This window comes from Massilia sp. Root351, assembly GCF_001425045.1.
In the GTDB taxonomy this organism is placed as follows: Bacteria; Pseudomonadota; Gammaproteobacteria; order Burkholderiales; family Burkholderiaceae_D; genus Rugamonas.
Genome location: NZ_LMDJ01000001.1, coordinates 1,107,805 through 1,122,153 on the forward strand (window position 1 = coordinate 1,107,805; position 14,349 = coordinate 1,122,153).

A 14,349-nucleotide genomic window follows, 5' to 3' on the forward strand; every position below is an offset into this window, starting at 1 on the left:
AAGATTGTAACAGGATAGTTACCGCTCCCATTGATGTCAATTGACACATTGCGGCCCCGGCGCAGCATACTGTTGCTTTCACCGCAGTGCATAACTGTGGCACGAACTGCGATCCAAACTGTGACACAATTAGCCACCCATTCCGCCCACGCCATGGACCGTCCGACCGCCACCGAGCCAGCCATGCAGTCCGCCGCCAGTCTTGTTGCCGCCGCAGCAGCGGCGGAGCAGGATGTGCCGGCGCGCCTGCTGGCAGGCGAAAAGCGGCTGCTTGAAATGATCGCGCGCGCCGAACCGCTGGACGGCATCCTGGCAGCCTGCTGCCGCCTGTTCGACGAGGTGGCCGAGGACGCGGTGAGCTCGGTGCTGCTGATGGACGAGGGCGGTACCCTGCTGCGTCCCGGCTCGGCGCCCAATATGCCGCCCGACTTCATGGTGGCGCTGGAAGGCTCGGCGCTGATCGGCCCCGGCGAAGGCTCCTGCGGCACCGCGGCCTGGCGCCGCGAGCCGGTGTTCGTATCCGACATCGCCAGCGACCCTTTATGGGACAAGTACCGCCGCCTGCCGCTGGAATACGGCTTGCGGGCCTGCTGGTCCATGCCCATCCTGTCCAGCGCCGGCAAGGTGCTGGGCACCTTCGGCGTGTATGCGCGCCACATTGCGCTGCCCACGGCCGTGCAGCGCAACGTCATGGCGCGCTTTTCGGACCTGGCCAGCATCGCCATTGAGCGCTGCACGTCGATGGCGGCCTTGCGCCGCTCCGAGGAACGCTATGAGCTGGCGGTGAACGCGGCAGGCGACGGCCACACTGACTGGGTGGTGGCCACCGATACCTTCTACGCCTCGCCGCGCTTTCTGGAATTGTGCGGCATGCCGCCGGACACCGTGTTCGCCGGCCGCGCCGATTTCACGGCGCGCTTTCCCTACCATCCGGAAGACCGCCAGCGCGTGATCGACCAGCTGGCCGAACATTTCGCCGGCAGCACCATCCGCCTGCAGCTGGAGCTGCGCATCATCGTGCGCGGCGAGGTGCGCTGGCTCAAGCTGACCGGATTGTGTTCGCGCGACGCGCAGGGCCGGCTGGTGCGCTGGAACGCCGCCACCACCGACGTCACCGACCGGGTGCGCAGCGAGACCGCGCTGCGCGCTTCCGAGCAGCGCTACGCGCTGGCCATGAGCGCGGCAGGCGAGGGGCACTGGGACTGGGACATCCAGAAGGACGAGTTCTACGGCTCGCCGCGCATGCTGGAACTGTACGGCTTCCCGCCCGACACGGTGTTTGCCGGGCGCGCCGATTTCCTGGCGCGGTTTCCCTTCCACCCGGAGGACAAGCCGAAGTGGGAGAAGGCGGCGGCCGAGCATTTCGCCGGCCGCAGCGCGCGCTTCGACCTGGAAATCCGCATGCTGCCGCGCGGCGAATTGCGCTGGATACACCTGACCGGCATGTGCCAGCGCGACGCCTCCGGCACGCCGGTGCGCTGGACCGGCGCCGTCAGCGACGTGACCGGGCGGCGCCGGCTGGAAGAGCAGCTGCGCCTGGCGCAGCGGCTGGAGGCCATGGGCACGCTGGCGGGCGGCATCGCGCACGATTTCAACAACATCCTGGCCTCGATACTCGGCTACGGCGAAATGGCGCTGCGCGACGCGCCCGAGGGCAGCCGCCTGCGGCGCGACGTGGGCCACATCGTGGCGGCCGGCGAGCGCGGGCGGGCGCTGGTGGACCGCATCCTGGCCTTCAGCCGCTGCGGCATGGGCGAGCGGGTGGCGGTGCAGGTGGAGGCGGTGATGCGCGAGGCGCTGGACCAGCTGGCGCCCAAGCTGCCGGACGGGGTGCAAGTGAGCGCCAGCCTGCAGGCCGGCAGCGCCGCCTTGCTGGGCGACTCCACCCAGGTGCACCAGGTGCTGAGCAACCTGATGCTGAACGGCGTCCAGGCGATGGAAGGCGGCGGCCTGCTGCGGGTGGCGCTGGAGACGCGCAGCGTCGGCGAGCATGCGCTGGCCACCATCGGCAGCATTGCGGCGGCGGACTACATCGTGCTCACCGTGAGCGACACCGGCGCCGGCATACCGCCCGCCATCCTGGGACGCATCTTCGATCCCTTTTTCACTACCAAGGAAGTCGGCGTGGGCACCGGGCTGGGACTGTCGATGGTGCACGCCATCGTCACGGAGCTGGGCGGTGCGGTCAGCGTGGCCAGCACCGTAGGCGAGGGCAGCACTTTCACGGTCTTCCTGCCGCGCTGCGGCGACGTGGCGGCCGGCGGCGGCGCCGCGCTGCCGGCCCCGCCGCGCGGCCAGGGCCAGCGCGTGCTGGTGGTGGACGACGAGGAAGCGCTGGCGCGCCTGGCCGGGACCATGCTGGACGACCTGGGCTACCGGCATGCCGCCTACACTTCGCCGGCGCAGGCGCTGGCCGCGTTCTCGGCGGCGCCGCAGCAGTACGACGCGGTGATCACTGACGAACGCATGCCCGGCATGACGGGGTCGGAGCTGATACGGGGGCTGCGCGCCATCCGCGCCGGCATCCCCATTGTGCTGGCCAGCGGCTATGCGGGCGCGGCGCTGGCCCGGCAGGGCGGCGCGGGCGGGGTGCTGCGCAAGCCGTATTCCATGACGGAGCTGGCGCAAGCGCTGGCGCAGATTTTCGGGCCGCATGTCAGTTGACACAATTGGCCGCTTCCGCGTCATGCCTGAGACACGCACAGCTGGCATACTGCAGGTTTGAACACGTACCGCGTCTAAGAGGACCGCATGTTTTACGACGCCACAGAGGCAAGCGAGCCGGTGCTGGCTTTCAATTCGTTCCGTTTTTTTCCGGCGCGCCGCCTGCTTTATGAAGATGACCGCCCGCTGCGCCTGGGCAGCCGCGCCATCGACATCCTGCACGTGCTGCTGGAGCGCGCGGGGGAAACCGTGACCAAGGACCAGCTGATTGCGCGCGCCTGGCCCAATACCGTGGTCGAGGAAGGCAACTTGCGCGTGCACGTTGCCGCGCTGCGCAGGACGCTGGGCGAGCGCCACATCGAAAACGTGGTGGGGCGCGGCTATTGCTTCATCACGCCGGTGGTGCGCAGCGAGGCCGGACAGGTGGCGCACACCGCGCACGCCGCGCAGGCGCTGCCGCTTTCTGGCGAGCAATCAACCATGGCGCAGGCCAAGACGGTCTATCTGCCGCAGAGCGACGGCCTGCCGCCCTGCGCCACGCGCATTTTCGGCCGCGAGCAAACGGTGGCGACGCTGCAGCAGCAATTGTCCGAGCGCCGTTTCGTCACCATCGTCGGCACCGGCGGCATGGGCAAGACCACGGCGGCGCTGGCGGCGGCCGAGCGCATGCAAACCCACTGGCGGCAAGGCACGGTGTTCGTCGACCTGGCTCCGCTGACGCGCGCCGAGCAGGTACCGCAGGCGCTGGCCGCCGCGCTGGTGATGGAACGCCCGGCGGCGATGGACACGGCAGCCATCGTGGCTGCGCTGCGCAGTCACCACTTGCTGCTGATCCTGGACAGCTGCGAGCATGTGCTGGAAGCGGTGTCGCTGCTGGCCGAGCAGATCCTGCACGGCGCGCCCGGCGTGCGCCTGCTGGCCACCAGCCGCGAGCCGCTGCGCGCCGAAGGCGAGTGGGTGCACCGCCTGCCAGCGCTGGAACTGCCGCCCGAGCCGGCGCCGGGCGCCGGCGCGCCGCCGCTGACGATGGCGCAAGCCATGGAGTATGCGGCGGTGCAGCTGTTCGCCGAGCGGGTGCAGGCCAGCGCGGCCGGACTGGCGCTGGGCGACCCGGAGGCGCCGCAGATCGCCGACATCTGCCGCCGCCTGGACGGCATACCGCTGGCCATCGAGCTGGCCGCCGCGCGGGTGGAACTGCTGGGCATACGCGGCCTGGTGGCGCGCCTGGACGACTGCTGCTACCTGCTCAAGGGCGGCCGGCGCACGGCCAAGGTGAGGCACCGCACCCTGGAGGCGACGCTGGACTGGAGCTATGACCTGCTGGGCGAAAGCGAGCGCAAACTGCTGCACCGGCTGTCGGTGTTCCGGCGCCGTTTTTCGCTGGAGGAGGCGCTGTCCATCGGCGCGGATAACCGGGAAGGGCTGGAACAGGCGATGGACGCGCTATCCAGCCTGGTCAGCAAGTCGATGCTGGCCACGGTGTCCGATACCGGCGCGGCGCGCTACCGCATGCTGGAAACCACACGCAGCTACGCGGCGGCCAAGCTGGCTGAAAGCGGCGAGCATGACGTGATCCTGACGCATTACGTAGCGCTTGGCGGCGCGCCGCTCTGAGTTGCCGACGTTGCGCCGCTACTGCGCGCCACCGCGCCGCCTGCGCACGCTCTGTTCAGGCCCTGCGCATCTCCAGCAGGCGCGCCCAGGCCGGCACCGCGCCGCGCCAGAACTGCTCCACGCTGTCCGCCTGCACATCCAGCCCGAGAAAGCGCGCCGCCGGCAGTAGCGCCGACTCCAGCAGTTGCGCCACCGGCGCGCCGTTGTCGAAAGCCTGCGCGCCGGTCTGCTTGGACAGTTTCTCGCCGTCCGCGTTCGCCACCACCGGCACGTGCAGATACCTCGGCTGGGGCAGTCCCAGCAGCGCTTGCAGGTAAATCTGGCGCGGGGTGGAGTCCAGCAGGTCCGCGCCGCGCACGATGTCGGTGACGCCTTGCGCACCGTCGTCCACCACCACCGCCAGCTGATAGGCCCAGAAGCCGTCGGCGCGGCGTACCACAAAGTCGCCCACCTCGGCGGTCAGGTCCTGGCACACCCGGCCGTGCCAGCGGTCTTCGAAGCAGAGCACGCGGTGCGGCGCCTGCGGCGTGCGCAGGCGCACCGCGCGCGCGGTCTTGCCCGCGGCCAGCCCATTGCGGCAGGTGCCCGGATACACCAGCGCCGAGGACGCATGCCCCAGGCGGATTTGAGAGTCCTGGATCTCCTTGCGCGAGCAGGCGCAGGGATACACCGCGCCGGCCGCCTCCAGTTGCGCCAGCGCAGCCTGGTACAGATCCGTGCGCAAGGTCTGCCGCGTCACTTCGCCGTCCCACTGCATGCCGCAGCGCTGCAGCGACGCCAGGATGTGCTGGTCCACACCGGCCACGTTGCGGTCGCGGTCCAGGTCCTCGATGCGCACCAGCCACTGGCCGTGGTGCACTTTGGCGTCCAGATAGCTGGCCATGGCCGCCACCAGCGAACCGAGGTGCAGGGGGCCGGTGGGCGAGGGCGCGAAACGGCCGATGTAGGGAGGGCGGGCTGACGTCATGTGAAAAGTATCCCCGACCGGCGCGGTGCGCGTCAACCTGCGCTTGCTGCAGCGCGCAATGGACATGCGGGAAACTTCGCATACAATGCTCGCGCGGCGATGTGGCCGCTTTCATCGACTCCATATCAGACAAGATCAGACACTATGCAGAAACTGTTCCCATCCGCGCTGGCATGCGCCATTGCCGCCAGCCTGGCGCTGTCCTTCCCGGCGCACGCCGCCGCACCGAAGGCGGTCAAGGCCGCCGGGCAACAGCAGCCCAAGGTGCAGGAAGCGCCGCTGCGCGCCCACCTGGCTTTCCTGTCCAGCGACCTGCTGGAAGGACGAGGCACCGGCCAGCGCGGAGGCGACCTGACGGTGGCATACCTGGAAACCCAGGCGCTAGCTGCCGGCCTCAAGCCGCTGTCCGGCAAGAGCTTCCGCCAGGCGGTGCAGATCGCGGGCGTGAAGTCGCTGCCGGCCGAAAGCTCGCTGCGCCTGGAAGCCAACGGCGCCGCGCTGCCGGCTTCCTTCGGCAAGGACTGGGTATGGGCGCCCGGCGATGCGCAAGCTGCGCACAGCCTGGATGCCGAACTGGTCTTCGTCGGCTACGGCACCAGCGCCTCCGAAGAAGGGTGGAACGATTTCAAGGGCCAGAACCTGAAAGGCAAAGTGCTGGTCATGATGGTGAACGACCCGCAGCCGACCGCCGAACAGCCGAACCGCTTCGGTGGCAAGGCGCTGACCTATTACGGCCGCTGGACTTATAAATTCGAGGAAGCCGCGCGCCAGGGCGCCGCCGGCGTGCTGCTGATCCACACCACGCCGAGCGCATCGTACGGCTGGAGCGTGATCCAGAACAGCTGGGACAACGTGGAACGCTTCCAGCTGGCGCAAGGCGACGTTGGCACCGGCCTGCAAGGCTGGATGACCGACGACACCGCGCGCGCCCTGTTCAGGGCCGCCGGCCAGGACCTGGACGCGCTGCGCGCCGCCGCTGAAAGCAAGGACTTCCAGCCGGTGCCGCTGAAAGCCAGAGTGTCCGGCGAGATGAAGGCCGCCGTGCGCCGCCTGGAGCAGTTCAATGTGGCCGGCGTGGTGCCGGGCACCGATCCCAAGCTGAAGGACGAAGTGGTGATCTACAGTGCGCATTGGGACCACCTGGGCAAGCAGGGCACCGAAGGCGACACAATTTTCAACGGCGCCGTCGACAACGCCTCCGGTACTGCCGCGCTGCTGGCCATGGCCAGGGCAGCGTCGCTCAATCCGGCCAAGCGCAGCCAGATGTTCCTGTGGGTGGCGGCCGAAGAGCAGGGCCTGCTGGGCAGCGAGGCCTACGCCACCGCGCCGCTGTGGCCACTGGCCAAGACGGCCGCCAACCTGAACCTGGACAGCCTGAACTTCATCGGCGTCACGCGCGATATCGGCGCGGCGGGCAGCGAGCGCACCGAGTTGGGCAAGATGGCCGAAGCCACCGCCAAGGCCATGAACATGGTCATCGCCGAAGCCAAGCCGGACCTGTCGGGCGGCTACTTCCGCAGCGACCACTTCAGCTTCGCCAAGGTGGGCGTGCCGGCCTTTTCGATTACCTCGGGCCGGGACTACCTGGGTGACAAGGCGGCTGCGAAAACCAAGACGGAGGCCTACAGCAAGCGCTATCACCAGGTGTCGGATGAATATGATCCGGCCTGGGACCTGGCGGGCATGACGCAGCACGCGCAGTTCGCGCTGAATCTGGGCCGCATGGTGGCCGACGCGCCCAAGATGCCCGAGTGGAAAGCCGGCGACGCCTTCGGCAAGGCCCGCGCCAAGTAACGGTTTGCAAACCCCAGCCGCCTCCGGGCGGTTTTTGTTTTTTAGACGACTGCCCCATGACAGCCACGCGCCTGACTTCCCTTGACGCCTTTCGCGGCTTCACCATCGCCAGCATGCTGCTGGTGAACAATCCCGGCGACTGGAGCCATCTGTACTCGCAGCTGGCGCACGCGCACTGGAACGGCTGGACCTTCACCGACTGGATCTTCCCTTTCTTCCTGTTCATCGGCGGCATCTCGATGGCGTTTTCGCTAGGGCGCGCGGCGGATGCCGGCGCGGACAAGGGCGCCTTGCTGCGCAAGCTGTTCAAGCGCGCGTTGCTGATTTTCCTGATCGGCTTCCTGCTCAACTACATCCCGCGCTTCGACCTGTCCAGTGTGCGCATCCCCGGCGTGCTGCAGCGCATTGCGCTGTGCACCGTGCTGGCGGCGCCGCTGGTGGTGTATTTCAACTGGCGCCAGGTCACCTGGTGGATTGCCGGCCTGCTGGCGTGCTACAGCGCGGTGATGCTGCTGGTGCCGGTGCCGGATGTGAACGGCGTGGTGGGCGCCGGCGTGCTGGAACCTGGCCGTGACTTCGGCGCCTGGCTGGACCGCCAGTTCCTCAGCGGCCATATGTGGGCGCAATCGAAGACGTGGGACCCGGAAGGCCTGTTCACCACCATTCCGGCGCTGTGCAGCCAGTTGATCGGCGTGCTGGCCGGGCGCTGGCTGATGGCGCAGCGCGCGCGGCCCGAACAAACCGTGTGGATGATGCTGGCCGGCCTGGCGCTGCTGCTTGCCGGCGCCATGCTGGACGTGGTGCTAATGCCGATCAACAAGAGCTTGTGGAGCACGTCCTACTGCCTGTTCATCAGCGGCTGGGCGCTGCTGATGTTCTCGGTCTTCTACTGGCTGCTGGACGCCAATCCGTCGCCATGGCTGCGCGCCAAGGCGCAAGGCGGGGCGAAGTTCTTCATCATCTACGGCATGAACGCGCTGTTCATTTTCGCCTTCTCCGGCCTGGTGGCCAAGATGCTGGGCTTCATCAGGTTCGCGCAGGAGGACGGCACGCAGCGCCCGCTCGGCGCCATGCTGTACGCGCCCATCAAGGCGCTGCCCCTGCAGCCGGAGGCCGCCTCGCTGCTGCACGCGCTGTTGTTCAACGCCGCCATGTTTGCGGTGGCCTGGTTCATGTGGCGCCGGCGCTGGTACGTTAAGGTGTAATGCGGGACGAACGGCGAGTGCTACCTGGACTCCAGATACAGGGGCTCGGGCGCCATGTCGATGCCATTCCGCCATACGACCGTTCCGCCTTCGATACAGGCTTTGGCGGACCGTTGCGGGTCACGCAGCGGTCGCTACACCGGGTGGCCGGCACGGTGAAGCAGGCCAGGGCCGACGCTTAGCCTTTGCCCTTGGTTTCCCTTGCAGGCGCGTGGTTGACGAGGTCGGACGGCGTCATGCCGAACCAGCGCTTGCAGGCGCGGTAGAACGCGCTGGGCTCCGAGAAGCCGAGCTGGAAGCTGAGCACCTTCAGTGACAGCTCGCCGGCAGCCAGCGACTGGCGTGCCAGTTCGCGCCGCGTGTCGTCCACCAGCGCGGTGAAGCTGGTGCCTTCCTCCGCCAGCCGCCGCTGCAAGGTGCGTTCGCTCATCATCATGTGCGCGGCCATGTCTTCGCGCTGCGGCGGGCCTTTCGGCAGCATGGCCGCCACCATCGCTTGCACGCGCGCGCCGATGGTCGGCGGCTGTGCCTGCGCCAGGCTGGCCAGCACTCCGCTGCCGCCCCGGTAGCCGGGCAGCGCGGACACCAGGTCGGCGTCGGCAAATTCCATCACGTTGTGGGGACGGTTGAAATGGACCGGGCAGCCGAAAGTCTGCGCGTACATGTCCGCGTTGGCCGGTTCCGGGAAGGCGTACTCCACTTGCACCGGCCTGGCCTCGTCATTGCCGGCCGCGCTGCGCAGGCTGCGCAGCAGCACGCACCAGACGAAGTCATAGCGCTGTTGCGGCACCACGCGCTGCGCGCCGGGCAGCACCAGTCCCACGCGCGTGTGGCCGTGGCAGCGCTCGATGCTGCTTTGCACGGTGGGCGAGACCAGCATGATGTGACCCATCACGCCCAGCCAGCCGAGGCGGTGCGGCGTCGATATCTTCAGGCCGATCAGCGGGTCCCGCGAGTGCTCAACCAGCAGCGACCAGAGATGGCTCAGTTTATCGGACAGCGCGAGCGCGTCGCACGCGAGGCCGTCGCCTTCGTCCAGGCCGGCCTGCTGGAACAGCGCTTCGGCTTGCACGCCCGAATGCGCCAGGCGCGACTTGACGCCGCGCACCAGGTGCAGGGCGGACGAGTAGCCCGTGCCGGGTCCCAAGAGTGCTTCGTTCATGTCCCATGTCTCCATTGCGAACGACCGTGCTTATTTTTGACGGTTCGCGCTGCGTCTTTTTTGTAAATTATTAACGCATGAAATTTACCGGCGCCAGCAGCAAAAAATTAGACGCGGGACTCTATCGCGCAGGACGCGGTTTCGTGCTAAGGGGGGGGCAGGATAGGAAGCAGGGCAGGGGCGGCGGGCGCCGCCCCTTGGGGAGATTACTTACCGCCTTCGTTGGCGTGTTCGCCCAGGATCTGCTTGGCGTAGCGGATGCCGATGCCATAGGCCGAGTGAGCCTTGAAGATGTCCATGCAGCCGTCGTAGGTCTCGCCGCGCGCCCAGTCGCGCTGCAGTTCGCACATCCACTGCAGCGAGTTGGTCGGCGTGGCGCCGGCCTGGATCATGCGCTGGATGGCGCGGTCGTGCGCCTCCATGGTGGTGTCGCCGCAGGCGTCGGTCGGCACGAAGATCTCGTAGCCTTCAGCCAGCATCTGCAGGGTCGGGAAGGTCACGCACACTTCGGTCCACAGGCCGGCGATGATCACGCGCTTGCGGCCGGTGGCCTTGATGGCGTCCTTAAAGTTCTGGTCCTCCCACGAGTTCATCGAGGTGCGGTCGATCGGCTTCTGGTCCGGGAACACGGACTGGATTTCCGGGATCAGGTGGCCGCTGAAGGTTTCCGACGCGATGGTGGTCAGGATGGTCGGCACGCCGAACAGCTTGGCGGTCTTGGCCAGGATTTGCGCGTTGTGCAGGATGGCGGTGCGCTCGTGAGACATGGTGCCGAACAGCATTTGCGGCTGGTGGTCGATCAGGGCCAGCACGCAGTCTTGCGGGTTGAGCAGGGTGTTGTAGGACATGGTTCTCTCCGTGAAAAGTAGGGGTGGCAAAGCACGTTCGCACTTTGCCAGCTTTGCCTGATTTGCACGTCTGCTATAAGGACTGCCCCTGCTCTTGCTTACGGGAGAGCGTTACTCCTTGCCGATAAATTCGCTGGCATATACCAGCGCGGCGATCAGCGGGAACGCGAGCCCGGTCAGCAGCACGCCGTGCCAGCCGTGGTGGGCGTACATCCACGCGCCCAGCGAGGAGCCGATGGCGCCGCCGCAGAAGAAGATCGCCATGTACAAGCCGTTCAGCCGGCTGCGCACGTCTTCGCCCAGCGCGAAGATGGCGCGCTGGCCGGTGACCAGGCTGGCCGACACGCCGGCGTCGAGCACGATGGAGGCGGCCACCAGCAAACCCAGGTCGAACATGCGCCCGCCCTGCAGCAGCAGCGGCGTGCCGAAGGCCAGCAGCGCGGCGGCCAGCGCCATGCCGGTGGTGGCGCGGCTCTTGCCTTGGTCGGCGCGCCGGCCGGCATGCGGCGAGGCGATGGCGCCGGCCACGCCGGCCAGCGCGAAGATGGCGATGCCGGTTTGCGACAGGCCGAAATACGGCGCCGCCAGCACCAGCGGCACCGTGGTCCAGAACAGGCTGAAGGCGCCGAACATGCAGGCCTGGTAGGCGGCGCGGCGGCGCAGCACGGGTGTGCTCTTCAGCAACTGCCACAGCGAGGCCAGCAGTGCGCCGTAAGGCATGGCCGATACCGGCTGGCGCTTGGGCAGCTTACGGTGCAGCAGCAAGGCCAGCAGCGCCGTGCCGATAGCCGACAGCACGAAGATGGCGTGCCAGTTGAGCGCGTCGGTGACCAGGCTGGACACCGGGCGCGCCAGCATGATGCCCATCAGCAGGCCCGACACCACTTTGCCGACTATCTGCCCGCGCATGTGGGGCGGCGCCAGGTGGGCGGCGAACGGCACCACCACCTGGGCCGCTACCGAGCCCAGGCCGATGCACAGCGCGGCGGCCAGGAACAGGCCGGCGTTGCTGGTGCTGGCGGCCACCAGCAGCGCGGCCGAGGTGGCCGCCAGGCAGGTGACGATGAGGCGGCGGTTTTCCTGCAGGTCGCCCAGCGGGACGATGAAAATCATGCCCAGGCAATAGCCGATCTGTGTCAGCGTGACGATCAGCCCCGCAGCGCCGGGCGACAGGCCGGTGGCCAGGCTGATGGGGCCGACCAGCGGCTGCGCGTAATACAAATTGGCGACGATAAGGCCGGTGGCGGTCGCCAGCAGCAGTACCATGCCGGAGGAAATCCCCGGCACGGCGATGGTTGGATTGGTGGTCAACGGAACTCCTGGATGCAGAACTACGAGTGCCAGGCCCTGCTTGGAAAATGGCGGGCTTAGCCGGACAAACATTGTAGTGGGGAATCCAGATCCCTGCTGGCGGCGGCCGGATATAACGGGTATATCCGGCCGGGCATGGCGGCGCCGCTACAGCGTGCGCAGGAAGGCGGTGAGGTCGGCTTTTTCTTTTTCGCTGAGCCTGGTTTCCAGGATCAGGTTGAAAAATTCCACCGTGTCTTCCAAGGTCAGCAGGCGGCCGTCGTGCAGATAGGGCGGGGATTCCTTGATGCCGCGCAGGGGAAAGGTCTTGATGGGCCCGTCTGACGCGGCCATCATGCCGTTGACGATGCGCGGCTTGTAGAAGCGTTCGGTTTTCAGGTTGTGCATCAGGTTGTCGGTGTAGTAGGGCGCGGCGTGGCAGATGGAACATTGGGCCTTGCCGAAGAACAGTGCCTGGCCGCGCAGCTCGCTGTCATTGGCCTTGTTCGGGTCGAGCTTGCCGTTGATGCCCAGCTTGGGCGCGGGCGGGAAGTCCAGCAGCGCCTGGAACTCGGCCATGAAATGCACCTGGCTGCCGCGCTCGAGCGGGTTGATGCCTTTCTTGGTGGCGATCACCGGATCGCCGTCGAAGTAGGCGGCGCGCTGCTCGAACTCGGTGAAGTCCTCTACCGTCTTGAGCGCGCGCTGCGAGCCGAACAGGCGCTGGATGTTCAAGCCGCGCAAGGTTGGCGTGTCGATGCGGTGGCGGAAGATCTGCGGGCGGATGTCGCCCACCAGGTGCGTGGCGCCGTTGCTGTGGCCGTTGGCATGGCAGTCCAGGCAGGCCACGCCGCGGCTGGGACGCTCGGCGCGGCGGTCTTCGGTCTGGTTGAACTGCTGCTGCGGGAAGGGCGTGAGCAGCAGGCGCAGGCCTTCGAGCTGCTTGGGATTGAGCAGGCCATTGAACATGCCGTGAAAGTTGTCGATGGTGAGCAGCTTGCCGCCGGACACGTCGCCCAGGTCGGGCCGCGTGGTGAGGAAGATCGGCGCGGGGAACTCGGGCAGGAAGTGGTCGGGCAAGTCGAAGTCGAGGTCGAAGCGGGTCAGGTCGCGCTGCTCCTGGCGCTTCAGTTCGTCGATCTGGAATTGCGGGAACAGCATGCCGCCTTCGGCGTGATTGGGATGCGGCAGCGGCAGGAAGCCGGCCGGGAACAGGTCGCGCGCGCGGATGTCGTCGGCGCCCAGGTCGGCCAGGCGCTGCCAGCTCATGCCCGCGGGCAGCTTGACGCGCACCCCACCTTGCACAGGCTTGCCCCGGAACATGGTGGCGCCGCTGGGACGGTTGGCCAGGTCATAGCGCTGGGCCAGCAGCTCGCGCTGGCGCTGCATCAGGGCGGCGCGCGCGGCGCGCATGCGCGCCAGCGTTGCGCCGAAGTCTTCGGTGATGTCCACCTTCATGTAGCTGGTGGGACGCTCCGGCGGCGCAGGCGGATGGGACAGGACGGGCTGCGCGGCGAAAGCGGCGGCCGCAATGGCAGCGGCGGCGGCAAGCGTGGCGATGCGGATGGCGAAGGCGGCGACGGCGCTGCCCGTGGCGGTCGGGGTTTTCATTGCACTCTCCTGCTGCGTGGCCGGGCAAGCTGCCCTGTTCCAGTTAAGCAGGCAGGAGAGGTATGGCTATGCTTAAGGCGTGCGCATTTGCGCTGGCTCAAGCCGCTCGCGGAGACCGGCCGTGATCTGGTAGGAATGCAGGCGCTTGCTGTGCTCGAAGATCTGCGAGGTGATCATCAGTTCGTCCGGCTGGGTGCTGTCGATAAAGCCTTGCAGCTGTTTTTTCACCGTCTGCGGCGAGCCGATCGCCGAGCAGGACAGCACCGAATCGAGCATGGCGTTTTCCTGCGGGCCCAGGCTCTGGCGGTAGTTGGCCAGCGGCGGCGGCAACTGCGACGGCCGGCCGGTGCGCAGGTTGACGAAGGCCTGCTGCATCGAGGTGGCCAGCAGTTGCGCTTCTTCGTCGGTGTCGGCCGCGAACACATTGAAGCCCAGCATCACATACGGCTTGTCCAGCTGCGCCGACGGCTTGAAGTTGGCACGGTACAGCGCCACCGCCTGCATCATCTGCGCCGGCGCGAAATGCGAGGCGAACGCATAGGGCAGGCCCAGGTGCGCGGCCAGCTGCGCACCGAACAGGCTGGAGCCGAGTATCCACAGCGGCACCTTGGCGCCTTTGCCGGGCACCGCCAGCACTTGCTGGCGCGGCGCGTCGGACAGGTAGTCCTGCAGCTCCAGCACGTCCTGCGGGAACTCGTCCGCGTCGGATGCCAGGCTGCGGCGCAGGGCGCGCGCGGTGGTCTGGTCCGAACCGGGTGCGCGGCCCAGGCCGAGGTCGATGCGGCCCGGGTGCAGCGCTTCCAGCGTGCCGAACTGCTCGGCGATCACCAGCGGCGAGTGGTTCGGCAGCATGATGCCGCCCGCACCGACCCGGATGGTCTTGGTGCCGGCCGCCACGTGCGCCATCACCACCGACGTGGCGGCACTGGCGATGCCCGGCATGCCGTGGTGTTCCGCCAGCCAGTAGCGCTGGTAGCCCCAGCGTTCACCGTGCTGGGCCAGATCGAGCGTGTTGCGCAGCGAGGCGGCGGCATCGCTGCCAAGCGCGATGGGGGAGAGGTCGAGTATGGAAAATGGCGTCATGGCTGTGATATGGCGGCGGCAAGCCGGGTTTCAATGAAGGCCCTGACGCGCTCATGGCCTTTCCGTTACACTTGTTTGGCTTTTTTGAAATTTTGTCCAGAACACTAACAC

General features: G+C 67.5%; 10 protein-coding genes. 4 read left to right on the plus strand and 6 right to left on the minus strand.

All coding sequences use genetic code 11. From position 1 onward, the window contains the following. Positions 1 to 120: 120 nt before the first annotated feature. Positions 121 to 2,664, plus strand: a complete 2,544-nt coding sequence (locus ASD15_RS04860; protein WP_162249876.1) for an ATP-binding protein — start codon at positions 121 to 123, stop codon at positions 2,662 to 2,664. 87 nt (positions 2,665 to 2,751) lie between these two features. Continuing rightward, positions 2,752 to 4,278 carry a winged helix-turn-helix domain-containing protein gene (locus tag ASD15_RS04865; RefSeq protein WP_057153556.1) on the plus strand — a complete coding sequence of 509 codons (1,527 nt, stop codon included), beginning with the start codon at positions 2,752 to 2,754 and terminating at the stop codon, positions 4,276 to 4,278. A gap of 55 nt (positions 4,279 to 4,333) precedes the next feature. Here ASD15_RS04865 and gluQRS read toward each other — a convergent pair whose 3' ends face one another. Beyond that, positions 4,334 to 5,245: a tRNA glutamyl-Q(34) synthetase GluQRS gene (gluQRS, locus tag ASD15_RS04870; RefSeq protein ID WP_057153738.1), complete on the minus strand. Its 912-nt coding sequence runs from the start codon at positions 5,243 to 5,245 to the stop codon at positions 4,334 to 4,336. A gap of 144 nt (positions 5,246 to 5,389) precedes the next feature. On the opposite strand from gluQRS, the gene ASD15_RS04875 reads away from it, so the two are divergent. Next, the gene (locus tag ASD15_RS04875) at positions 5,390 to 7,039 is read left to right on the plus strand and encodes a M28 family peptidase (RefSeq protein ID WP_057153557.1); all 1,650 of its coding nucleotides are present in this window, start codon (positions 5,390 to 5,392) and stop codon (positions 7,037 to 7,039) included. A gap of 56 nt (positions 7,040 to 7,095) precedes the next feature. Beyond that, entirely contained in the window at positions 7,096 to 8,244 is a 1,149-nt protein-coding gene (locus ASD15_RS04880) for an acyltransferase family protein (protein WP_057153558.1), read from the plus strand. A 178-nt stretch (positions 8,245 to 8,422) separates the two neighbouring features. Here the strand turns inward: ASD15_RS04880 and ASD15_RS04885 are convergent, their stop codons facing one another. The 5 genes from ASD15_RS04885 to ASD15_RS04905 form a co-directional block, all read right to left on the minus strand. Then, positions 8,423 to 9,406: an AraC family transcriptional regulator gene (locus tag ASD15_RS04885; RefSeq protein ID WP_057153559.1), complete on the minus strand. Its 984-nt coding sequence runs from the start codon at positions 9,404 to 9,406 to the stop codon at positions 8,423 to 8,425. A gap of 206 nt (positions 9,407 to 9,612) precedes the next feature. Further along, complete coding sequence (locus tag ASD15_RS04890; protein WP_057153560.1) at positions 9,613 to 10,254, minus strand: hydrolase; 642 nt, start codon at positions 10,252 to 10,254, stop codon at positions 9,613 to 9,615. 111 nt (positions 10,255 to 10,365) lie between these two features. Continuing rightward, entirely contained in the window at positions 10,366 to 11,520 is a 1,155-nt protein-coding gene (locus ASD15_RS04895; RefSeq protein ID WP_057153739.1) for an MFS transporter, read from the minus strand. Positions 11,521 to 11,712: 192 nt separating this feature from the next. Next, positions 11,713 to 13,155, minus strand: a complete 1,443-nt coding sequence (locus ASD15_RS04900) for a hypothetical protein (RefSeq protein WP_200953908.1) — start codon at positions 13,153 to 13,155, stop codon at positions 11,713 to 11,715. A 72-nt stretch (positions 13,156 to 13,227) separates the two neighbouring features. Beyond that, positions 13,228 to 14,238, minus strand: a complete 1,011-nt coding sequence (locus tag ASD15_RS04905) for an LLM class flavin-dependent oxidoreductase (RefSeq protein WP_057153561.1) — start codon at positions 14,236 to 14,238, stop codon at positions 13,228 to 13,230. Positions 14,239 to 14,349 lie beyond the last annotated feature (111 nt).

Bases quoted from the DNA above. Each gene is read 5' to 3' on its own strand.
- ASD15_RS04875 (WP_057153557.1), top strand. From the start codon at position 5,390: ATGCAGAAACTGTTCCCATCCGCGCTGGCATGCGCCATTGCCGCCAGC.
- ASD15_RS04890 (WP_057153560.1), bottom strand. From the start codon at position 10,254: ATGTCCTACAACACCCTGCTCAACCCGCAAGACTGCGTGCTGGCCCTG.
- ASD15_RS04905 (WP_057153561.1), bottom strand. From the start codon at position 14,238: ATGACGCCATTTTCCATACTCGACCTCTCCCCCATCGCGCTTGGCAGC.
- ASD15_RS04895 (WP_057153739.1), bottom strand. From the start codon at position 11,520: ATGGTACTGCTGCTGGCGACCGCCACCGGCCTTATCGTCGCCAATTTG.
- ASD15_RS04885 (WP_057153559.1), bottom strand. From the start codon at position 9,406: ATGAACGAAGCACTCTTGGGACCCGGCACGGGCTACTCGTCCGCCCTG.
- ASD15_RS04900 (WP_200953908.1), bottom strand. From the start codon at position 13,155: ATGAAAACCCCGACCGCCACGGGCAGCGCCGTCGCCGCCTTCGCCATC.
- ASD15_RS04865 (WP_057153556.1), top strand. From the start codon at position 2,752: ATGTTTTACGACGCCACAGAGGCAAGCGAGCCGGTGCTGGCTTTCAAT.
- gluQRS (WP_057153738.1), bottom strand. From the start codon at position 5,245: ATGACGTCAGCCCGCCCTCCCTACATCGGCCGTTTCGCGCCCTCGCCC.
- ASD15_RS04880 (WP_057153558.1), top strand. From the start codon at position 7,096: ATGACAGCCACGCGCCTGACTTCCCTTGACGCCTTTCGCGGCTTCACC.